This is a genomic window from Aeromicrobium piscarium (genome assembly GCF_007421815.1).
Classification (GTDB): domain Bacteria; phylum Actinomycetota; class Actinomycetes; order Propionibacteriales; family Nocardioidaceae; genus Aeromicrobium; species Aeromicrobium piscarium.
The window spans coordinates 200,139-221,391 of sequence record NZ_VLNT01000001.1; the positions used below are offsets into that span (position 1 = coordinate 200,139).

General features: G+C 68.5%; 21 protein-coding genes. 17 read left to right on the plus strand and 4 right to left on the minus strand.

Annotation, left to right across the window (positions count from 1 at the left end; genetic code table 11):
• Positions 1–173: 173 nt before the first annotated feature.
• Positions 174–1,049: an NUDIX hydrolase gene (locus FNM00_RS01030; protein WP_143911157.1), complete on the minus strand. Its 876-nt coding sequence runs from the start codon at positions 1,047–1,049 to the stop codon at positions 174–176.
• Between the two features lie 52 nt (positions 1,050–1,101).
• Here FNM00_RS01030 and FNM00_RS01035 point away from each other — a divergent pair, with 52 nt between their 5' ends.
• From FNM00_RS01035 to FNM00_RS01045, 3 genes are all read left to right on the plus strand, one after another.
• Positions 1,102–2,064 carry a hypothetical protein gene (locus tag FNM00_RS01035; protein WP_185972911.1) on the plus strand — a complete coding sequence of 321 codons (963 nt, stop codon included), beginning with the start codon at positions 1,102–1,104 and terminating at the stop codon, positions 2,062–2,064.
• A 182-nt stretch (positions 2,065–2,246) separates the two neighbouring features.
• Entirely contained in the window at positions 2,247–3,068 is an 822-nt protein-coding gene (locus FNM00_RS01040; RefSeq protein ID WP_143911159.1) for an exonuclease domain-containing protein, read from the plus strand.
• A 70-nt stretch (positions 3,069–3,138) separates the two neighbouring features.
• Positions 3,139–3,555, plus strand: coding sequence for a pyridoxamine 5'-phosphate oxidase family protein (locus tag FNM00_RS01045; protein ID WP_143911160.1), 417 nt, complete (start codon positions 3,139–3,141; stop codon positions 3,553–3,555).
• Here the strand turns inward: FNM00_RS01045 and FNM00_RS01050 are convergent.
• On the minus strand, positions 3,494–4,714 hold the full coding sequence (locus FNM00_RS01050; RefSeq protein ID WP_143911161.1) for a helix-turn-helix domain-containing protein: 1,221 nt from the start codon (positions 4,712–4,714) through the stop codon (positions 3,494–3,496). The two genes, FNM00_RS01045 and FNM00_RS01050, sit on opposite strands and share 62 nt — an antisense overlap.
• A 323-nt stretch (positions 4,715–5,037) precedes the next feature.
• Here FNM00_RS01050 and FNM00_RS19500 point away from each other — a divergent pair, with 323 nt between their 5' ends.
• From FNM00_RS19500 to FNM00_RS01100, 10 genes are read left to right on the plus strand one after another with little or no spacing between them, the layout of a single operon-like run.
• Positions 5,038–6,810 carry an ABC transporter permease gene (locus FNM00_RS19500; RefSeq protein WP_425456784.1) on the plus strand — a complete coding sequence of 591 codons (1,773 nt, stop codon included), beginning with the start codon at positions 5,038–5,040 and terminating at the stop codon, positions 6,808–6,810.
• A gap of 1 nt (position 6,811) precedes the next feature.
• Entirely contained in the window at positions 6,812–7,654 is an 843-nt protein-coding gene (locus FNM00_RS01060) for an MlaE family ABC transporter permease (protein ID WP_143911162.1), read from the plus strand.
• Positions 7,651–8,967 (plus strand): MCE family protein, encoded by a 1,317-nt coding sequence (locus FNM00_RS01065; protein WP_143911163.1) that lies wholly within the window; start codon positions 7,651–7,653, stop codon positions 8,965–8,967. The genes FNM00_RS01060 and FNM00_RS01065 overlap by 4 nt, the downstream gene beginning before the upstream one ends.
• The gene (locus tag FNM00_RS01070) at positions 8,964–9,980 is read left to right on the plus strand and encodes an MCE family protein (protein ID WP_143911164.1); all 1,017 of its coding nucleotides are present in this window, start codon (positions 8,964–8,966) and stop codon (positions 9,978–9,980) included. Before FNM00_RS01065 ends, FNM00_RS01070 begins: the two co-directional genes overlap by 4 nt.
• Complete coding sequence (locus FNM00_RS01075) at positions 9,980–10,990, plus strand: MCE family protein (RefSeq protein ID WP_143911165.1); 1,011 nt, start codon at positions 9,980–9,982, stop codon at positions 10,988–10,990. Before FNM00_RS01070 ends, FNM00_RS01075 begins: the two co-directional genes overlap by 1 nt.
• Entirely contained in the window at positions 10,990–12,024 is a 1,035-nt protein-coding gene (locus FNM00_RS01080; RefSeq protein WP_143911166.1) for an MCE family protein, read from the plus strand. Before FNM00_RS01075 ends, FNM00_RS01080 begins: the two co-directional genes overlap by 1 nt.
• Positions 12,021–13,325, plus strand: a complete 1,305-nt coding sequence (locus FNM00_RS01085) for an MCE family protein (RefSeq protein WP_143911167.1) — start codon at positions 12,021–12,023, stop codon at positions 13,323–13,325. The genes FNM00_RS01080 and FNM00_RS01085 overlap by 4 nt, the downstream gene beginning before the upstream one ends.
• Positions 13,325–14,491: an MlaD family protein gene (locus FNM00_RS01090; protein WP_143911168.1), complete on the plus strand. Its 1,167-nt coding sequence runs from the start codon at positions 13,325–13,327 to the stop codon at positions 14,489–14,491. Before FNM00_RS01085 ends, FNM00_RS01090 begins: the two co-directional genes overlap by 1 nt.
• On the plus strand, positions 14,488–15,090 hold the full coding sequence (locus FNM00_RS01095; RefSeq protein ID WP_143911169.1) for a hypothetical protein: 603 nt from the start codon (positions 14,488–14,490) through the stop codon (positions 15,088–15,090). The genes FNM00_RS01090 and FNM00_RS01095 overlap by 4 nt, the downstream gene beginning before the upstream one ends.
• Positions 15,087–15,581, plus strand: a complete 495-nt coding sequence (locus FNM00_RS01100) for a hypothetical protein (RefSeq protein WP_143911170.1) — start codon at positions 15,087–15,089, stop codon at positions 15,579–15,581. Before FNM00_RS01095 ends, FNM00_RS01100 begins: the two co-directional genes overlap by 4 nt.
• A 145-nt stretch (positions 15,582–15,726) precedes the next feature.
• Here FNM00_RS01100 and FNM00_RS01105 read toward each other — a convergent pair whose 3' ends face one another.
• The gene (locus tag FNM00_RS01105) at positions 15,727–16,614 is read right to left on the minus strand and encodes an oxygenase MpaB family protein (RefSeq protein WP_143911171.1); all 888 of its coding nucleotides are present in this window, start codon (positions 16,612–16,614) and stop codon (positions 15,727–15,729) included.
• 45 nt (positions 16,615–16,659) lie between these two features.
• Between FNM00_RS01105 and FNM00_RS01110 the strand changes: the two genes are divergently transcribed.
• Positions 16,660–17,241: a TetR/AcrR family transcriptional regulator gene (locus FNM00_RS01110; RefSeq protein ID WP_185972912.1), complete on the plus strand. Its 582-nt coding sequence runs from the start codon at positions 16,660–16,662 to the stop codon at positions 17,239–17,241.
• On the opposite strand, the gene FNM00_RS01115 is transcribed toward FNM00_RS01110, so the two are convergent.
• Complete coding sequence (locus FNM00_RS01115; RefSeq protein ID WP_143911173.1) at positions 17,242–18,582, minus strand: MFS transporter; 1,341 nt, start codon at positions 18,580–18,582, stop codon at positions 17,242–17,244.
• Positions 18,583–18,725: 143 nt separating this feature from the next.
• On the opposite strand from FNM00_RS01115, the gene FNM00_RS01120 reads away from it, so the two are divergent.
• The 3 genes from FNM00_RS01120 to FNM00_RS01130 are packed head-to-tail and all read left to right on the plus strand — an operon-like array spanning position 18,726 to position 21,253.
• The gene (locus FNM00_RS01120) at positions 18,726–19,502 is read left to right on the plus strand and encodes an ABC transporter ATP-binding protein (protein WP_221933533.1); all 777 of its coding nucleotides are present in this window, start codon (positions 18,726–18,728) and stop codon (positions 19,500–19,502) included.
• Entirely contained in the window at positions 19,502–20,281 is a 780-nt protein-coding gene (locus FNM00_RS01125) for a TSUP family transporter (RefSeq protein ID WP_143911174.1), read from the plus strand. The genes FNM00_RS01120 and FNM00_RS01125 overlap by 1 nt, the downstream gene beginning before the upstream one ends.
• A 45-nt stretch (positions 20,282–20,326) precedes the next feature.
• Positions 20,327–21,253 carry a calcium/sodium antiporter gene (locus FNM00_RS01130; RefSeq protein WP_221933534.1) on the plus strand — a complete coding sequence of 309 codons (927 nt, stop codon included), beginning with the start codon at positions 20,327–20,329 and terminating at the stop codon, positions 21,251–21,253.

The window sequence follows — 21,253 nt, forward strand, 5'->3', positions numbered from 1 at the left end:
GCGTGCCGCGGAGACCCGGTGACGACGAGCTCGCCGGGCGGTGACCTAGGCACGTCTCAGGGGTGACGAGTGGTGAGATAGGCACCTCTCACCACCGGTGAGAGGTGCGTAAGCCACCGCCCGAGCGGGTGAGACGTGCATAACTCACCGCCCAGAGCGAGGTGGTCGGAGGGTCAGCAGCGCCAGCGTTCGACGGCGAGGACCGCTCCCTTGCGGTGGTGCAGGACCGCAGCCTCGCCGGTCGCGAGCCCAGGGTCCTCGAGGTCGAGGGCGGCGAACAGGTCCGGGAGGACCGGCCGGTGCGAGCACAGCAGCGCCCGCTTGTGTGCCAGCGCATCCCGCACGGCATCGCGGGCGGCCTTCGGGGACGTGCCTTCGAGTAGCCGGTCGTCCGCGATCACGGAGCGCCCGGTGGCCTCGGCGTAGGGGTCGAGGGTCTGGAGGCAGCGCAGGGCGGGGGAGCAGAACAGCCGTTTCGGTCCGAAGGCGTCGAGCACCGGGACCAGGCGCTGCGCGGCCGTCAGCCCGGGCGCCACCAGCGGACGGTCGCGGTCATCGGGCCCGTCGAAGTGCTTGCGCTGTTCGGCCTTGGCGTGCCGTAACAGCACGAGGCTGCTGGTGGCGTGCTGCCGGGGCCCGATGAGATCTTCGACGTGGTCGAGCAGCGCGATGTCGTGCTCGTAGCTCAGTCGTTTACGGGCCGCGCGCAGCGTGCACCAGCGGAAGGAATCGACCTCTTTGGTGGGCTGGAAGTCCGAGGTCCCGCGGGTCTTCGCCATCCAGTAGTCGACCTCTTTGACGCCCCCGGCGATCCGATAGGAGACCTTCGGCAGCGGCCGGCCGAGTCGGACCCGGAACCCGGTCTCCTCGAGGATCTCCCGGGCCGCCGTGACGGGTGGTAGTTCGCCGGCCTCGGCCTTGCCCTTGGGGAAGGTCCAGTCGTCGTAGCGAGGGCGATGGATGAGCAGGACCTCGACACCATCCGCGCGTGATGAGGGCTTGCGCCACACCACACCGCCGGCGGCGGGGACGACCTTGCGGGGCGACATGGTGAGTATTGTCCATGCTCAAGGTGACGAGGACATGTCGAGAGGGTGGGCGATGCGGCGTTCTGCGGTGATGTTCGTCGCGCTCGCCCTGATCACGGGTGGTTGTTCCGCTTCGCCCTCGGCGTCCTCGCCGCTGTCGGCTGCCCTCGCGGCGGCCCCGGCCGATGCGGTGGAGATCTCGTTCACGGACTGGTCCCACGTCGACGACGGTGATCTGGCGGCAGCCGTACGCGAGGGCCTCGCCGACGACACCCTCACGCGTTCGGCGGTCGCGCCCCAGGCCGCGCAGTGGGAGGAGGTCTTCGGCTTCTCGCCGCAGGACCTGGCATGGGAGGCGGGGTCGCTGACGGACTCCGGCAGCTCCCTGGCCGTCGGATGGTCGTCCTCGCTCGGGCCGGAGCGGATCACCGATGCTCTGGAGGCTGCCGGCTACGAGCGCGACGGCGAGCGCTGGAGGCTCGGCGAGGATGCGCCGCTCCCGGCTGCATTGGCGGCCTCGATGACGGTGGCGGAGGTCGACGAACGCAGTCGCACCCTGCGAGCCGCGAGCGATGACACGGCACTCGAAGGTGGTCTGTCGGCACGGCGTGCCGTGCGCGATGTCGTGGCCGCGGTGGGGGAGGTGCCCGCCGCGATGCTGCTGCAACGCGGCGACCGGGCCTGCGCCACGGCGGGAGTCTCGGGCCGGGGCGGTCAGGTGGCCGAACAGGGCGAGGCCGCGGCCGAGCGCGCCGGTGGCCTCGCCGAGCCGACATGGGCCGCGCGCGCGGTGGGCGAGGGCACGTTCACGGTGGCCCTCGGCTTCAGCGGTCCCGGCCTCGCGACCGGCCAGGCTCGGGTGCGCGAACGGCTGACGACGGGCCCGTTCATCGGACGACCCGGGGCCGTGACCGATGTGGTGACCGATGCGGACGTCACCGTGGAGGAGAACGTGACCCGGCTGTCCTTCACCCGCCGCGATGGCGGCCCTTCGCTCATGGACAGCACCGGTCCGATTCTCTTCGCCGGGTGCTGACCACGACGCGCACAGGGTGCGCTCAAGAGGTGATTCGGTGGTCGCTGGGGCAACCGCAGAAAACACATCGTGCGCCGGATCTAGGTGCCCACCGCGCCGAGAACCGCTGACCGCGGCGCCATCGCGACGGTGCCCGGGGGAGTGTCAGGGGTCCTGGCTACCGTGGGCGCCAGGAGGTCAGGGTGAGGCAGAACGCATATGCAGGGCAGTGCGCCGACTGCGGTGTCGAGGTCGGTCCGCAGGGCGGCTTCCGGATCGGTTTCGGCGAGGACGGGTTCACCGTCTGCGCGGAGCACCGCCCCACGCCGCCCCCGCGTGGCGAGCATGAGGGCTGGCACACCGGCCCGCTGGCCTCCCTGGACTTCGAGACCACCGGAGTCGATCCCTGGTCGGATCGGATCGTGAGCTACGCGGCCCTCGGTCCGGACGGCCGCGATCTCATCGGGCGGGTCAACCCGCAGGTGCCGATCCCCGACAAGGCCTCGGCGATCCACGGTCTCCGCGATGCCGATGTCGCCGCCGCGCCCTCGCCGGTGGTCGCTCTCCGCGAGTTGAGCGCGTGGGTCGACGATCTCGTCGCGCGGTGGGTGCCGCTCGTGGTGTTCAACGCGGCCTTCGATCTCACGGTGCTGCGTACCGAGCTGTGGCGCTATCGCCTGTCGCAGCCGCGGTGGGATGCCTTGCTGGTCATCGATCCCTTCGTCGTGGACTACGGCATCGAGCGCGGTCGGCTCGGGTCGCGCCGTCTGGTGGACGTCGCCGACTACTACGGGATCGCGATCGAGAACGCCCACGATGCCGCCTGCGACGCGCGGGTGGCGCGTGACGTGGCGATCGAGCTGGGTGCCCGCCATCGGCGCGTGATCCGCGAGGAGGCGAGACTCGCCATGGCCCAGCAGCGGTTCTGGGCCGCGCGGCGCACCATGGACTTCAACCGGTTCGCGATGCGCCGTGGCCGGCGACTCGAGCCGATCCCGGACTGGCCGTTCGCCCCGGCGCCCTGACCACCGCGTGCGGTGCCGGGCCAGACGGCGATACAAGAGCTAGCGTGGTCGACAGCACCGAGGAGGGACGATGAACGAAGGACATATCCGGCCACTGACTCCGGAGGAATGTCGCGAGTACCTCGCACTCACCCGGATCGGCAGGCTCGCCTTCGCCGGACCGGACCGCCTCGAGCTCCTGGTGCTCAACGCCGTCTCCGACGGCAGCACGGTGCTCCTGCGCACCGAGTCCGAGACCGTACTGGCGACGATGACGACCGCCGGCCCGGTCCCGGTCGCCTTCGAGACCGATCACCTCGACGAGCTGCTCCAGTCCGGCTGGAGCGTCACGGTCCACGGCACCGCCTCGATCGCCTCGGACGCTCAGCGGGACGCGCTGCGAGGCGTCCTGCCCCACGCGTGGGCCCCCGGCGACCGCGACCTGATCATCGCGATCGACGTTGAGACGCTCGGGGGCCGGAAGGTCCGGGCTCGGAGCGGGCCGTGAGCTCCGCGGCCTGAGCCTCGCTGGCATCGACCCGCCACTGCGGCAGCATCTGCCGGAGCGCCACGATCAGTTCGAGCCGGGACGTCGGGTCGTCGAGACAGTCCCCGAGCAGGTCGCGCAGGTTCTTGATGCGCGAGTGAGCGGTCTGCGGCGGGATGCCCAGTTCGCGGGCGAGTCTGTTGGTGGGCTGCGGTCGTTCGAGCATGTTCAGCAGGAACTCCCCGAGGGCCAGCCGGCGGACGGCCGGTATCGCCTCCCACGGTCCCAGGTGCTTGGCGGCCAGGAGAGAGCTCAGCATGGGATCACCCTCGAGCAGCAGGATGCCGAGCAGGTCTTCGACCGGGACCAGCATCCGAGGATCGCTCGTCCCGCCGTCGGTGAGCATGCGGGCGGCGCGCCAGACCAGCGAGGCCGAGGCGGCCGCGTCGGTCGGCGCCACCATAGGCCCGAGGACGGCTTGGCGGGTGAGCTGCTCGCCGAGTCGGCTGCTGGTCCAGGTCGTCGGGACGAGGGCGAGGTGGCGATCGCGGTCCGCGACGACCCCCGGCTGGCGGCACAGCTCGCCCGGCAGCGCGTGGGCGAACGACACCAGTACCCGGATCTGCTCCCCGGGCTCGAGGCGAGCGAGGGCGCGGCGTTGGTCGCGGTTGAACCGCGGCCCGTCGTCGCCGTGATCGGGGTCGAGGGGTGCCGGCATCACCGTGGCCGCGCCGACCCGGCGGTGCTCGTTCTCCAGGCCCTGGCGGGCGTGGTGATAGAGCAGGTTCAGATAGGTCATGAGCTCTTCGCGCAGCCGGATGAAGCGATCCCCGGTGATGGCATCGCCGATGCCGTAGCTGAGCCCTCGCTGCATCGCCGCACGTGCGGTCCGGAAGGCCAGGCGCAGGGCCGCGACGTCGTCGCCGCGCCGGGCCTGCCGTCTTCCGATCTCCTCGAAATACAGCCCGACGAGGTCGGCCGCTCGCAGCGCGTCGGCATCGCTGTCGGCGAAGGCACGCACGGCCTGGGCGATCGCATCGTCGAGCTGGCGATCGCCGACGGTGCCGGGGCTGGACACGGATCGGCGGATCTGCAGCCGCAGATGCGCCAACCGCTCCTCCGACAGCGCGTGACGCGCGGCGACTGCCTCGTCTTCGGAGACCACGAGTGACATTCCCATCAACTCCCCATCACTGCGTGTCGTCCGGTCAGGCCGGACGGCATGTCGTGAGGGGGCGACGCCTCGATGAAGCCACATCACCACCCGGCGACGCAATGCGCGGCGGCGTTCTCGTGGCCAGTTCGTCCACTTCTTGTGATGTACATGACAAAAGCAGGTTACGTTTCGATTACGAAGCGCCCTGATCTTCGAAGTCGGTGGCGTCGTGACCTGAGCCACACCTAGCGTCTCGGCCAGGCACCGATCCATCTGAGGGGGCGGTTCGGTGCCGCCTACCTATCCATACCGCGTCAACGCGGACAACCGCTGGGGAGATGCACCGCATGGGTGGAACCGTCGAGGTCGAAGGCCTCACCAAGAGCTTCGGCAGCCAGAACATCTGGCGCGACGTCACGCTGACGTTGCCCCCGGGGGAGATCACGGCGCTCCTGGGCCCCTCGGGAACCGGCAAGTCGGTGTTCCTGAAGTCGGTCATGGGCCTGCTCGAGCCCGAGGCCGGCTCCTGTCTGGTCAACGGCGTCGACATGGTGCGCGCCAATGAGGCCCAGCGGCTGGAATTGCGCAAGAGCTTCGGCGTGCTGTTCCAGGACGGTGCGCTCTTCGGCTCGATGAGCGTCTACGACAATGTGGCGTTCCCCCTGCGCGAGCACACCAAGTTCAACGAGGACAAGATCCGCTCGATCGTCATGGAGAAGCTCGACATGGTCGGGCTGGTCGGCCAGGAGCACAAGCTCCCCGGCATGATCTCCGGCGGTATGAAGAAGCGCGCCGGCCTGGCCCGCTCCCTGGTCACCGATCCGGAGATCATCCTCATCGACGAGCCGGACTCGGGCCTGGACCCGGTCCGCACCTCCAACCTCGCGCAGCTGCTCATCGACATCAATGCCGTCACCGACGCCACGATGCTCATCATCACCCACAACATCGAGCTCGCCCGCACCCTGCCGGACAACCTCGGCATGATCTACCTCCAAGAGCTGGTGATGTTCGGCCCGCGCGAGGAGTTCCTGCTCACCGACCACCCGGTCGTCTCGCAGTTCATGAGCGGCGATCCCGAGGGTCCGATCGGCATGAGCGAGGAGACCGACCACCGGCGCGGCGAGGCGCTCGACAGCGACCTTCCGCCGTACCCCGGCGGTGGGACGGCCGTCATGTCCAGGCATGCCGGCGCCCGCTCGATCGAAGTACTCCCGCGACAGCTCCTCCCCAAGTCCGGCGCCATCCGCCCGAGTGCCGAACGGCATCGTGAGCGCGTCGCCGCGGGCGCGGCGCCGTTGTACGTCGCCGACGACGAGGAGCGGGACCGAGTCCCGACCATCCCGCGCAAAGGAGTCGTCACCCGCGCGCTGAGCTCCACCGGCAACCTGTTCGCCCTCGGGCTGGACACCATCCGCTCGACCTTCAAGCGGCCGTTCGCCGCCCGCGACGTCCTCGAGCAGTTCTGGTTCGTCGTCAGCGTGTCCTGGATCCCCGCGATGCTCGTCGCCATCCCCTTCGGCGCGGTCATCGCCTTGCAGCTCGGCACCTTGACCGTCCAGGTCGGCGCTCAGTCGTTCACCGGCGCCGCGAGCGTGCTGGCGGTGGTCCAACAGGCGGCGCCGATCGTGACCACCCTGGTCATCGCGGGCGCCGGCGGCGCCGCGATCTGTGCCGATCTCGGCTCCCGCACCATCCGCGACGAGATCGACGCGATGAAGGTCATGGGAGTCTCGCCGATCCAGAAGCTCGTCGTCCCTCGCGTCCTGGCCTGCATCATGGCCGCGGTGCTCCTCAACGGCCTCGTCTCGGTGGTCGGCGTGCTGGGCGGCTACTTCTTCAATGTCGTCGTCCAGGGCGGAACCCCGGGCGCCTATCTGGCGAGCTTCACCGCGCTGGCGCAGATCTCCGATCTGTGGGTCGGCGAGCTCAAGGCCGTCATCTTCGGCTTCATCGCGGGCGTGGTCGCGGCCTACCGCGGCATCAACACGGCACCCGGTCCGAAGGGCGTCGGCGATTCCGTCAACCAGTCGGTCGTCGTGACCTTCATGCTGCTCTTCTTCGTCAACACGATCATCACGATGCTCTACCTGCAACTGTTCCCCGGCAAGGGAGCCTGACATGACCTACATTCCGCCCGTCCGCCGCGCCCGCTGGTGGGACAAACCGGTCGACGCGCTGGGCTCGCTCGGCCAGGACCTGCGGTTCTACGGTCGCGTCCTGGCGTGGATCCCCGCCACGATCCGGCGCTATCCGAAGGACATCCTGCGACTGCTCTCCGAGGTGAGCTTCGGCTCCGGCGCCCTCGCGGTGATCGGCGGCACCATCGGCGTCATGGTCGGCATGACCTTGTTCGTCGGCACCGTGGTCGGCATGCAGGGCTACGCGGCCCTGGACCAGATCGGCACCTCGGCGCTCAACGGCTTCATCTCGGCCTACTTCAACACCCGCGAGATCGCGCCGCTGGTCGCCTCGCTGGCATTGTCGGCCACGGTCGGCGCGGGCTTCACCGCCCAGCTCGGGGCGATGCGCATCAACGAGGAGGTCGACGCGCTGGATGTCATGGCGGTGCCGAGCCTTCCCTATCTGGTCACCACGCGTGTCATCGCCGGCTTCATCGCGATCATCCCGCTGTACGTGCTGGGCCTGCTCACGTCCTATGCCGGCTCCCGGCTGGTGACGGTCTATCTGCACGGCCAGTCCGCCGGCACCTACGACCACTACTTCAACCTGTTCCTGCCGCCCGTCGACATCCTGCTGTCGTTCGTGAAGGTGCTGATCTTCGCGGTGCTCATCATCCTCATCCACTGCCGGATGGGCTTCACCGCATCCGGCGGACCCGCCGGTGTGGGCCTGGCCGTCGGCCGGTCGGTGCGCACCACGATCGTCACCGTCGCGGTGCTCGACCTCGTCTTGTCGATGGCGCTCTGGGGCACGACCACGACCGTGAGGGTGGCCGGATGAAAAAGACCTCTCGCCTGCTCGATGCCGTCCTCGGTCTCGGCTACCTGGCGCTCGGCGCGGCCCTCGTGGTCGCCTCGATGCTGGCCTACAACAAGGCCTTCACCCCCACGACCGACGTCCTGTTGCGTACCGGGGCGATCGGCAACGCCCTGCAGACGGGCTCGGACGTCAAGCTCAACGGCGTCCCGGTCGGTGAGGTATCTCGGGTCCACACCGACCCCGGTGGCGCGGAGCTGACCCTCGCGTTGGAGCCCGGCACCGCCGAATCGCTGCCCGCCGGCACCACGGCCAGACTGCTGCCGAAGACGCTCTTCGGCGAGCGATACGTCTCCCTGGTGGTTCCGGCGACCTCCACGCAGAACGGGCTCGCGGCCGGCGACGTGCTGCACCAGGACGACTCGGACGAGGCTGTCGAACTCGAGGAGCTCTTCGACGAGCTTCTGCCGGTGCTGCAGGCGATCCAGCCCGAGAAGCTCCAAGCGACGCTGGGCGAGCTCTCGACGATGCTGCGCGGCCGTGGCGAGGAGCTCGGCGCCTCGATGAGTGACTGGTCGAACTACCTGGAGAAGCTCAACCCGCATGTGCCGATGATGGCCGAGGATCTCGCCAAGCTGGCCGAGGTGGCCGATGTCTACGAGGAGGCTCTGCCGGACCTGCTCTCGGCCTTCGACTCGATGACCACCACCTCGGCGACCCTGGTCGACCAGCGGGCCACGCTGTCGGAGGTCTGGGCGAATGTCATCACCGCCTCGAACACGACCGAGGAATGGATGCGCGCCAACCAGCAGACGATCGTGGTGCTGTCGGCCGAGAGCCGGCGGGCTCTCGAGGCGGCGGCTCCCTACGCACGTCAGTTCCCGTGCCTCTTCGACGCCGCCCGCAACTTCATCGAGCCGATCGATCGCACCCTGGGCAAGGGCACGAACGAGCCGGGCATCCACGTGGTGCTCAACGTCGTTCCCGCACAGGGCAAGTACGTTCCGGGTGCCGATGCTCCGCAGTACGCCACCGGCGGGCAGCCCCGATGCCCGTACCAGACCGGCCAGACCGGGTCGAGCGGTGCGAGCGCGTTGTCGGCACCGGCGCAGGCCGACGAGCCCGAGGCGATCGAGCAGATCGCCGCACCGCGCTCGGACTTCGCCCGCCAGCAGGCTGCGCTCACGGGCCTCGGCGACGCGAACTCGCCGGCGGAGAACCAGCTGTTCGCCGAGCTCCTGGCGCCCGCCGAGGGCGTGGCGCCGTCCGACTACCCGCAGTGGAGCAGCCTGGTCGTCGGCCCGGCGTTGCGCGGCGCGGAGGTGACCCTGCGATGACCAAGATCCTCATCAAGAGCATCGTCTTCACGCTCGTCACGGTGCTGGCGACGATGTTGCTGGCGGGAACGATCCGCAACAGCGTCGGCGGTTCGGCGACGGAGTACAAGGCCCTCTTCACCGATGTCACGAGTCTCAACAACGGTGACGACATCCGCATGGCGGGAGTCAAGGTCGGCACGGTCCGCAAGATCGAGGTCTCCCAGAACCGTCTCGCCGAGGTCACGTTCACCGTGCAGAACAAGGCGCCTATGAGGGCCGGCACCACCGCCGAGCTGCGTTTCCGCAATCTCGTCGGCCAGCGTTACATCGCCCTCGAGCCGCCGTCGGCGAGCGCCGAGGTGCTGCCGGCGGGATACACCCTCCCGGCCTCCTCGACCAGTCCCGCACTGGACTTGACGATGCTCTTCAACGGCTTCCAGCCGCTGATGAAGTTCCTCTCGCCCGAGGACGTCAACAAGCTCTCCGAGGAGATCATCGCGGTCTTCCAGGGTGAGGGCAGCACGGTGGAGGGCCTGCTCTCGAGCACCTCGAGCCTCACCCAGACGATCGCCGAGAAGGACGAGGTCATCGGCCAGCTCATCGACAGCCTCACCGTCGTGCTGACCACGATCAACGATCGCTCCGATCAGCTCGACCGGACGATCATCACCCTGCAGCAGCTGGTCTCGGGACTCGCCGAGGACCGCGAGGTCATCGGCAGCACTCTCGACGGCCTGGGCGATCTCACCACGAGCGTGTCCGGACTGCTCGAGGAGGGCCGGGCTCCACTCAAGGGCTCGATCGAGGCTCTCGACCGGCTCAGCGGCAATCTGTCCAATGCCAGCGCGGTGCTCGACTCCTTCTTCGAGGTGCTGCCCGTCAAGCTCGACCGGATCGGCCGACTCGGCAGCTATGGCTCCTGGCTGAACTTCTATGCCTGCTCGATCCAGGGCAAGATCCCCGATCCCGAGGGCTACATGGGCGATCTGGGTATCTCACCGGGTCCGAACGTGACGAGGTGTGTGAACTGATGGCGCGCTATCCCAAGGCGTTCGCGGAGCGCAACAAGGTCGTCATCGCGGTCGTCGGGCTGGTCTCGCTCAGCCTGGTGTTCCTCGCGACCTTCAACGCCAACTCGCTGCCGGTGATCGGCGGAGGCAAGGTCTACACGGCGCAGTTCGCCGAGGCCGGTGGTCTCAAGAGCGGCAACGAGGTGCGCGTGGCGGGGGTCAAGGTCGGCGAGGTCAGCGGCATCTCGCTGGACGGCACCACGGTCGAGGTGCGCTTCCGCGCCAAGGGCGTCGATCTGGGCGACCAGACGCGTGCGTCGATCAAGGTCAAGACGATGCTCGGTCAGAAGTTCCTCGCCCTCGACCCGCTCGGCACCGGTGAGCTGGACGACCCGATCCCGGTCTCACGCACCACGACGCCCTATGACGTCAACGCGGCGTTCTCGGATCTGTCGGAGACGATCGGCGAGATCGACACCGAGCAGATGGAGGCCAGCTTCACGGCCCTCGCCGATACCTTCCGGGACACTCCCGAGTCGGTGCAGGGCGTGGTCCGCGGCCTGACCGACCTGTCGCGCACCATCTCCAGCCGTGACGAGGAGCTCGCTCAGCTGTTCTCCGCCACGGCCGATGTCTCCGGCACGCTCAAGGACCGCAACGCCGAGTTCGCTCGTCTCATCAATGACGGCAGCTCGCTGCTGGAGGAGCTGGAGAGCCGGCGCGAGACGATCCGCGCGATGCTCCAGGGCACGGCCCGGCTCGGCACCGAGCTCGAGGGCCTCGTCCGCGACAACGAGGAGCAGCTGCGGCCGGCCCTCGCCAAGCTCGACGAGGTCGCCGCGATCCTGCAGCGCAATCAGGACAACCTGGAGTCGGCGATCAAGCAGATGGGCCCCTACTACCGCGGTCTGGCCGCGGCGACCGGCAACGGTCGCTGGGTCGACTCCTATATCTGCGGTCTGTTCGACGGGCAGGGCGCTCCGGTGCTCGACAACTCGGTCGACCGCAACTGCACCCCGGGAGGCCAGTGATGAGTTCGGTCCTGAAGCAGACGGTCGCGTTGGTGGTCGTCCTCGCACTGGTGGTCGGTGCCTGGCTGGGATTCCGGTGGCTCTCGGAGCGCCAGGCGACCCAGTTCGATGCGCTCTTCGAGTCCTCGATCGGCCTCTATCCGGGGTCGGACGTGCAGATGCTCGGTGTGGCGGTCGGCAAGGTCACCGATGTCGAGCCCGATGGCGACCAGGTGCGCGTGTCGATGCGGCTGGACGGCGACTACGCGGCATCGGCGGACACCGAGGCCGTGATCATCGCCCCGACCCTCGTCAGCGATCGCTTCGTCCAGCTCACCCAGCCGCACGAGAGCGGTCCGGAGCTGGAGTCCGGCACCACCATCACCGAGACGGCCGTGCCGGTCGAGATCGACCAGATGTACGAGAGCCTCGAGGACATCGGTACCCAGCTCGGCCCCGACGGCGCGAACAAGAACGGCGCGCTCGCGGACCTGCTGACGGTCTTCGCGGAGAATCTCGACGGCCAGGGAGCGGACCTCAATCAGATGATCGAGGAGTTCGGCAAGATGACCGGCACCCTCTCGGCGACCGATGAGGATCTCTTCGCGACGATCGCGAACTTCAAGGAGTTCAACGACATGCTCGTGGAGAACGATCGCACGCTCGCGACGGCCAACACACAGCTCGCGACCGTCGCGGACTTCCTCGCCGAGGACCGTCAGGACATGCAGTCGGCGATCGCCAATCTCGGTCAGGCGCTGGGTATCCTCGACGACTTCATCCGCGACAACCGCGACAACCTGCAGACGAGCGTCGAGAACCTCATCGGTCCCACGCAGGTGCTCGTCAACCAGAAGCAGGCCTTGGAGGAGTCGGTCCGCACGATCCCGCTGGTGCTGCAGAACTTCCTCAACGCCTATGAGCCCGGCTCGAACACCCTGCACGGCCGCGGCAACCTCAACGAGCTCACTGTGTGGTCGAACAGCGGCCTGGCGGCCCAGACCTCCGAGCAGGCGCCGCTCACGCTCTTCAGCGAACTGGAGGACGGCCAGTGAACACCAAACCCAAGCGGTTCCGGCTCGCGGCCGTCGCGGCCGTCGCGGCCATCACCCTGAGCGGCTGCGGCATGCTGAGCGGCGGAGTCTACGACGCCCCGCTCCCCGGTGGCGCCGACGTCGGATCCGATCCGCTGCGCATCAGCGCCGACTTCGAGGATGTCCTCGATCTCGTGCCGCAGTCCAGCGTCAAGCTCGACAATGTCGACATCGGCCGCGTCCAGCGCGTCGAGCTGAACGAGGACGGCGAGAGCGCGCGCGTCGACCTGGTCATCAACCGCGAGGCCGATCTGCCGGCCGGCACGGTCGCCCGCATCCAGCAGACCTCGCTGCTCGGCGAGAAGTACGTCGCGCTGGTGCGCCCGTCCGAGGATGCCGAGGTGGCCGCCGGGTCCACGATCGCCGATGGCGATCACATCGGCCTGGCCGAGACCTCGCAGGCCGCTCAGGTGGAGCAGGTGCTCGGTGCCCTCTCGCTCGTGCTCAACGGCGGCGGAATCGAGCAGTACCAGGAGATCTCCCGCGAGCTGCAGCAGGTCTCCGCCGACCGTCCTGAGGAGATCAAGGGGTTCCTGCGGCAGATGGAGGCCTTCGTCTCGGTGCTGGACGATCGCAAGGAGTCGATCACCGGCGCGCTCGACAGCCTCAACTCGCTGTCGCAGACGCTCGAGGGCGACACCGATCGCATCGTCAAGGCCCTCGACGGGCTCAGCCCGGGCATGGAGGTGCTGGTCGATCAGCGCACCCAGCTCGTGGCGATGCTGGAGGCGTTGGATCGCCTCTCCGATGTCACCGTCGAGACGCTCAACGCGGCCCAGGACGATATCGTCGCCGATTTCACGGCACTCGAGCCGATCCTCGATCAGCTCGCCAATGCCGGATCCGCTCTGCCGGAGTCGTTGCAGATCCTGCTGACCTATCCCTTCCCGGACTCGGTGCTAGGGGCGATCAAGGGCGACTACATGAACGTCTTCATCACGACCAACTTCCGCACATTGCCGGCGAACTGCGCGGTGGGCAGCTGCGACTGGCCGCAGGTCAACAGCGCGTCCTCGCCGACCACGGGTCGGAGCCTGCAGCGTCAGGCGTCTCCCGATGAGGCGCCGCCCAGTGAGGAGCCCGGGGTCCCGGGGGATGTGCCGCCGACCCTGCTGCCGCCGACGGACTCGGCGGTGCCGGGACTGCCGTCGCCGACCATCGGGGTGCCGCCGTCGCAGCTGCCGGGCACCGATCCCAGCCCGAGTGCGCCACCGAGCCCCGAGGCTCCGCCCGAGTCCATGCCGCCGCGAGGTGATGAGTGATGCTGACCGGTTCGATCAAATCCAAGCTGATCGTCTTCGTGGCGGTCGCCCTGGTCGCCACGAGCTACCTCGGCGCGACCTATGTGGGCATCAACCCGTTCAGCTCGTCGTACCGGGTGACGGTCGAGCTGCCTCAGGGCGGCGGTGCCTTCACCAATGGCGAGGTGACCTATCTCGGTGTGCCGGTCGGGCGCATCAAGGAGCTCACGGCCACCGACGAAGGAGCCGAGGCCGTGTTGCAGATCAACGGCGATGCTCCACCGATCCCGTCCGACGTCACCGCCACGGTGACCAACCGGTCGGCGATCGGCGAGCAGTACATCGATCTGCGCGGCGCCGGCCGGTCGAGCGAGGACCTGCAGGCCGGGGATGTCATCAAGGCCTCGTCGAAGGCCGTCCCTCCGCCGATCGAGAACCTGCTGCGCACGGGCCGCGACTTCGCGGCCTCGGTGCCCGAGGAGGATCTCAAGACTGTCATCGACGAGGCCTACGAGCTCTCGCGCGGGGCGGGTGAGCATCTGGGGCAGCTGATCGACACCTCGCGTGAGTTCGTGGAGGTCGCCGACCAGAACTTCCTGGTGACGCAGGGTCTCATCGAGAACTCTGATCGGGTGCTGTCCACCCAGATCGAGTCGGCCGAGAGCATCAAGAGCTTCAGCGCCGATCTCGACCTCTTCTCCGCGGCCTTGCGCGACTCCGACACCGATCTGCGGACGCTCATCGAGAACTCGCCGGTCGCCGCGCAGGAGATGCACCGGCTGTTCGAACAGGTCGGCACACCGCTGGGCACGCTCATGGCGAACCTGGTCACGCCGGCGCAGATCTTCGGCATCAACTCCGCGGGGGTCGAGGATGCGCTGATCCGGGCCCCGGAGGCGCTGAGCGTCGGTTGGGCGATCAACGGCTCGCAGGGATTGAACCTGGGACTCGCGCAGACCTATTTCGATCCACTGCCCTGTGTCGCGGGCTACAGTGGCACCGACCAGCGAAGCGGACTCGACACGTCGCCGGGGCGCCCGTTCAACACCGCGGCCGGCTGCACCGCCGATCCGAATAGCGGCACGAATGTCCGTGGGCCGGGGAGCATCGCGGGCGGTCTGCCGGCGGCCGCGGCGAATGTCTCATCGGCACAGGGGTTGGGAGACCTCTTGGGAGGAGTGGGATGACCATGGCGGAGGCCGAAGCTCAGACCGAGGAGGCTCGGAGCGAGGAGGCTCAGGCCGAGGGCACGGCGCCGCCGGAGGACCGTCCGCCGCGTCGCATCGCCGGAGGCTGGGCAGCCTGGCTGGGCATCGGCGTGGCCGTGGTGCTCGCTCTGTCCGGAGTGCTCGCGGCGTGGGCCGCCCTCAACGACGACACGATCGAGCGCGCGGAGACTCGTGACGCGGTGCTCGTGCGGGCTACGCAGCACATCGAAACGCTCAACACGCTCGACTACCGCGATCTCGATGCCGGCCTGGAGGCATGGACCGACGCCTCGACCGGTACGCTGCGCGATCAGCTCGCCGGAGTCCCCGATGAGGAGAAGCAGATGCTCGCCGAACAGCAGATGATCTCCAGTGGGGAGGTCGTCGAGGCAGCCGTCACCGATCTGAACGATGACACCGCCACCGTCATCGCGGCCGTCGAGGTCACGGTCACCGATGGCAGCGATCCCGATGCGGAGCCGACGGTCAAGCGCAATCGGTTCAGCGCCGAGCTGCTCCACGAGGACGGCGACTGGAAGCTGGAGTCCCTGTCGCAGGTCTCGGTGAGTCTGTCATGAAGGCCACAACGCGATGGATCGTGATCGGTGTGCTCGTGGCCGTCGGGCTCGCCGGTTGGGGCACGTCCTGGTACGTCTACCAGGGCGCCGCCTCTCAGAACGCGGCACTCATCGAGACCGGGCCGACGGCAGAAGTGCAGTCGCAGGTCACACAGGCGCTCACGCAGGTGCTGACCTATGACTACAACGACCCCGAGGCGACCGAGGACGCCGCGCAGCGGCTGCTCGCCGGCGACGCCTATGAGGAGTACGAGACGCTGTACGCCGCGCTGTCCGAGCAGGCACCCGACCAGCAGCTCACGCTCACCGCGCAGGTGCAGGCGGTCGGCGTGACTGAACTGAAGGACGACCGGGCCGAGGTGCTGGTCTTCCTCGATCAGTCGAGCCGTCGTGAGGGCGACGAGGAGGCCTCCGTCTCCGCGGCGCAGATCGCGGTCGGCGCCCAGCTCGACGGCGATGTCTGGACCATCACCGACCTGCGCGTCCTCTGATCCCCTCGCCTCACCTGGTGGCGGTAGCTGGTCAACGTTACGCAGGCGGTGGCGGTAGCTGGTCAACGTTATCGAGGCCGGATGGGGTTGATGGCGTACCGCTGCCGGTGGGGTGAGGTTGACGTTACCCCACCGAGGTGGGGTGTCAGGATCGAGCGGCCCCATGGTCGCCGTGAGGCGCGGGGCATCCGCCGGGGAAGGTGCCGAGCGAGCTGATGTCGTAGCCGTCGGGATAGCTGCGGATCCAGCGGATGTCCTCGAGCTGCTTCGGTCGTCGCCGCGCGGGCGCCGCGCGAAGCAGCATCCCCCGCAGGCGCAGGGAGAGCGGTCCGAGGCGTTCGACGAGGCGCGGCGGGGTCGCATAGCGCAGAGAGCTCCGTAGCGGCTCATCCATGAGCGAACGGGCGAAGGCGTGCATGAGGCGGTCGGGGACCCACGGGTAGAAGGTCGTCATCAGGTCGAGGGTCGCGTCAGCGACCCGGCGGGACCCGGCGGCGTAGGCGAAGTGCTCCTTCTCGTAGTCGTCCATCAGCCGGGCGAAGGCGTCATAGTCCTCGGGGATGTGGCGGATGCCCATGTGCCGGCCGAGCTCGGTGTAGTAGCGCACCGAGGCCCGCACCTCCCGGTCGGTGAGGGGACGTTTGCCGAAGCGCTCGATCCAGCGCGCCGGCACGACGACGAAGGTGCTGAGTACATAGCGCATCTCGTGGTCGGGGATGTCGTAGGCGCGGTGCATCTGATTGATCCGGCGGATCGCCGCGCGGGCATCGGGGTGCTCGAAGCCCTGCTCGCCAGGGGCGGCGAGCAGCAGCGTCGTGTCGTCATAGCGCTTCTGTGTGTCAGTGGTGAACGCGCCCGTCTCGTCGAGCAGCCGACCGATGCCGGGCACCGCGTACGTACGGAACAGCGCGAAGCTCAACGCCATCAGCATGTCCCACGGGAACTCGTGCTGGGCGAGTACCCCGTAGATCTGCCGGTAGTCGGTGTCCGGGTCGAGCTCGTCATTGTGCCGGCGCCAGTGATCGCGCTTCATGACCCAAAACTAGAGCGAGCGCTCTAGATGTGCAAGGGTGCTCTCGTGAGAGCCGTCGCGCAGCACCGAGCCGAGCAGTCCACCCAGGTCATGATCCGCGCCACCGCCGAGCTCATCGAGGGCGGCGGGCTGCGGGCGGTCACCGTCGCGGCGGTGGCTCGTCGCGCCGGGACCTCGAACGGCTCGTTGTACCACCGCTTCGGCGACCGGGAGGGTCTGCTGGTGGCGCTTCAGCGGGACACGCTCGACCGCCTGGAGGCCGAGGCGCTGGCCGTCATGGAGCTGGCGCGCGAGCAGGAGCCCGAGGCGGCCATGCGCAGTGCGGTCCGAGGGGCCCTGCGGTTGTTCGGCCAGTACCGCAGCGCGTTGCGGGCCTTCTTCGTCGAAGGGCAGGAGGTCGCGGCGTTCGAAGCACGCAATGCCGAATGCCTGCGCCGGCTGTCCGAGTCGGCGGAAGCCCTCCTGGTGGACCGGCTCGGCGTGGCCGCGACCGAGGCCGCGGCCATCTACCGGGTGCTGTTCTCGGTCGGCGCGACCCGGGCGCTGTTCACCGAGGAGCAGATGCGCAGCGAGCGTGTCGGCGACGATGAGCTCGAGAACGTGCTTGTGCGCCTGCTGCGGCGCTGATCAGTGCTCGATGTCGACCTCGCGGGTCTCCTTGCCGAGGAGCAGGGCCACGAAGGTCAGCACGGCCATCGAGGAGAGGTACACGCCGACCCAGAAGGGGCTGCCGTCGCCGAGCGTCCACAGCCACACGGCGATGAACGGTGCGACCGCCGCGCCCAGGATCGAGCTGACGTTGTAGCTGATACCCGACCCCGTGTACCGCACATTGGTGGGGAACAGCTCCGGCAGCAGCGCACCCATGGGGCCGAAGGTGAGTCCCATCAGGGTGAAGCCGAGGATCAGCCACAGCATCACGAGTCCGCCGTCCAGCAACGGCACCCACAGCAGGCCGAAGATCATGATCGCCGCAGTGATGACCAGCAGGCTGCGACGCCGTCCGAAGCGGTCGGCCATCGGGCCGGAGATCATCGTGAAGGCGCCGAAGAAGACGACGCCTCCGATCATCATCAGCACGAAGGTGTTGTAGGAGTAGCCCAAACCCGAGAGCTCGGCGTCCTGAGGTGCGCGCCCGTAGCTGAGCGAGAAGGTCGTCATCAGATAGAACAGCACATAGGTGGCGAGCATGAAGAACGTGCCGAGCACGAGCTCGCGCCCGTTGGAGCGCACGACCGACGCCAACGGCAGCCGCTGGACCTTGCCGGTCTCGACCGTCTTGGAGAAGGCCGAGCTCTCTACGAGCTTCAGCCGGATGTACAGGCCGATGATCACCATGACGGCGCTGAACAGGAAGGGGATGCGCCAGCCCCACTCCAGGAAGGTGTCCGAGGGCCTGGATGGATCGTCCGAGGGCATGATGACCGCTATCAGCAGGAACAGGCCGTTGGCGAGGATGAAGCCGAGCGGGGCTCCCAGCTGCGGGAAGGTGCCGTACCAGGCTCGCTTGCCCTGTGGCGCGTTCTCGGTCGCCACCAGCGCGGCGCCGCTCCATTCGCCGCCGATCGCGAATCCCTGTGCGAGGCGCATGACGACCAGCAGGAACGGCGCCAGCCAGCCCACCATGGCGTAGGTGGGCAGCAGCCCGATGAGGAAGGTCGCGATGCCCATCGTGAGGAGCGCCGCGACGAGGGTGACCTTGCGCCCGGACCGGTCGCCGAGATGGCCGAAGAAGATCGCGCCGGCGGGACGGGCGACCATCGCCGCACCGAAGACCGCGAAGGACGACAACAACGCGACGGTGTCATTGCCCTCGGGGAAGAACAGGTGCGGGAACACCAACACCGCGGCCGTCGCGTAGACGTAGAAGTCGTAGAACTCGATCGTCGTGCCTACGAGGCTGGCCATGAGGACGCGGGAACGAGGATTGGCGGGCGCGGCGGACGGTGCCGCGGGGGTCGACGACATGGTGGTGCTCCAGGGAAAACGGCGATGAACGCAGCGATGCTACGCCCGGATCCATGCTCGCGCTGCCGCGGGGTGCGATGTGTGATCCGGCTCGCGCCGATCCGCGACGCACCCTGCCGGGGGGCGGGCGTACAGTGGCGCGCGTGACGGCTGTGCGACTCGAGGGAGTGAGATTCGTCCGCGCGGGAAGGGAGATCCTGCACGGTATCGATCTGACGGTCGAGCGGGGCGAGCAATGGGCCTTGCTGGGTCCGAACGGTGCCGGCAAGTCCACCTTGCTATCGATCTGCTCGGCGACCACCTTCCCCAGCCGCGGCACCGCGAGGATCCTCGACGCTCAGATGGGACGCGTCGACCTGCGCGAGCTGCGCCGCTCGATCGCCGTGGTCGACGCACGCCACCCGCTCGGCTCCAATCTCTCGGTCCGCGACATCGTGCTGACCGGGGCGACCTCGACGATCGAGCGGATCCCGCGCTGGGAGCCGAGCCAGGCCGAGGTCGAGCGTGCCGAGGACCTGATGAAGCAGTTGGCCGTCGGCGACGACCCGACGCAGCGCTGGCTCACGATGTCGCAGGGGGAGCGGGGCCGGACGCTGATCGCGCGTGCCCTGATGACCGAGCCCGATCTCATGATCCTCGACGAGCCGTCCACGGGCCTGGACCTCGCGGCGCGGGAACGGATGATCGCCACGATCGACCGCCTCCCGGACACCGGGGTCACCACCATCATGGTCACGCACCACTTCGAGGAGCTGCCCGCACGCGTCAGTCACGCCGCGCTCATGAGCGCTGGTCGCCTCATCGCCGCCGGACCCGTCGACGAGGTGCTGACCGATGCTCTGGTGAGCGAGGCCTACGAGCACCCGATCACGGTGGAGCGAGTCGGCGGTCGGTGGACTGCCCGAGCGCGTCTGCCGTGATGGACGACCCCAGTCTCTACCTGCTGGCCTTCGTCGCCGCGGCGGCGTTCCTGGCGGGCTGGACCGATGCCGTCGTGGGCGGCGGGGGACTGGTGCAGCTGCCCGCGTTGATGATCGCCTTCCCTCACGCCGCGCCGGTGCAGCTGCTCGCCACCAACAAGCTCGGCTCGATCGCCGGCACGACGACGTCCAGCATCACCTACCTGCGCCGGGTGCGTCCCGATCCACGGACCGCGCTGCCGCTCGCGCTCGCCGCCTTCGCCGGATCGCTCGGTGGGGCGTTCGTGGCCTCGTTCCTGCCTCGTGAGGCCTTCAACCCGATCATCCTCGTCGTGCTCGTGGTGGTGGGCGCCTACACACTGGCCACCCCGAAACTCGGGCTCGTCACCCGCATCCGCTTCTCCGGCGGGCGGCACTACGGCGCCGCGATGACCACCGGGATGCTGATCGGCTTCTACGACGGAGCACTCGGCCCCGGCACCGGATCCTTCCTGGTCTTCGCGCTCGTGGGATGGCTGGGGTACGGGTTCCTGGAGGCCAGCGCGAAGGCGAAGATCGCGAACTGGGCGACGAACTTCGCCTCGCTGCTCGTGTTCGTGCCGCAGGGCGCGGTGATGTGGAAGGTCGGCGTCATCCTGGCGGTCTTCAACATCGCCGGCGGCTACCTCGGGGCCCGGACGGCGGTGGCGAAGGGTGCCGCGTTCATCAGAGGTGTGTTCGTGGTGGTCGTGGGAGCCTTCATCCTCAAGATCGGCTGGGACGTCGTGCAGCTGCTCTGATCCGTCTGCCATGCGTCCGTGCAGTGGGTGGCCGAGGATATGGAGATGGCTCCGCTGCTCGTCGTCCTCGGTCTCGTGCTGCTGGCGGTGGGCGCGGAGGCGGTCGTTCGAGCCGGGGCACGCGTCGCACGTCGGTTCGCCGTCCCGCCGCTCGTCGTCGGCATCACGATCGTCTCGGTGGGCACGAGCCTGCCCGAGCTGGCGATCGGCGTCGATGGTGCGCTGCGTGGTGCCGGCCCGCTCGTGGTCGGCAACGTCGTCGGCACCAATATCGTCAACCTGCTGCTGATCCTGGGCCTCGGCGCCGTGCTCGCGCCCGTGCTGCTCGATCGGACGACGCTGCGACGTGATCTGCCGGCGATCGTCATGGTCGCCGTGATCACGGCACTGCTGCTCTTGGACGGCGAGCTGTCGCGGGTCGATGCGATCGTGCTGGTGTTCCTCGCCATGGGCTACACCGGACTGGTGCTGCGCCAGCGTTCCGGGACGGTCGAGAGCGAGGTCGACGATCCGCGCGGGTCAGCGGTTCGTGACGCGATCGTTCTGGTGGCCGGCCTCGCGGCCGTCGTCGGCGGTGCCGAGCTTCTGGTGAGCGGAGCCGTCGAGCTGGCGCAGCTGTGGGGTGTCGACGACGACGTCATCGGTCTCACGGTCGTGGCCATCGGCACGTCGGCACCTGAGCTGGTGACGTTGATCGTGGCGACGATCCGCGGCGAGCGCGGGTTGGCGCTGGGCAATCTGATCGGCTCCAGCGTCTACAATCTCGCCCTCGTGCTCGGAGTCTCGGCACTCGTCCGTCCACTGGCGGTCAGCGATCCGATCGTGCGATTCGATCTCCCGGTGATGGTGGCGGTGGTGCTGCTGCTCGTCCCGGTGTTCTGGTCCGGGCGTCGCATCTCGCGGATCGAGGGCACTGGACTCGTCGTCGCCTACCTGGTCTATCTCGGGGCCGTGCTCGTCGTGCGGATCTGA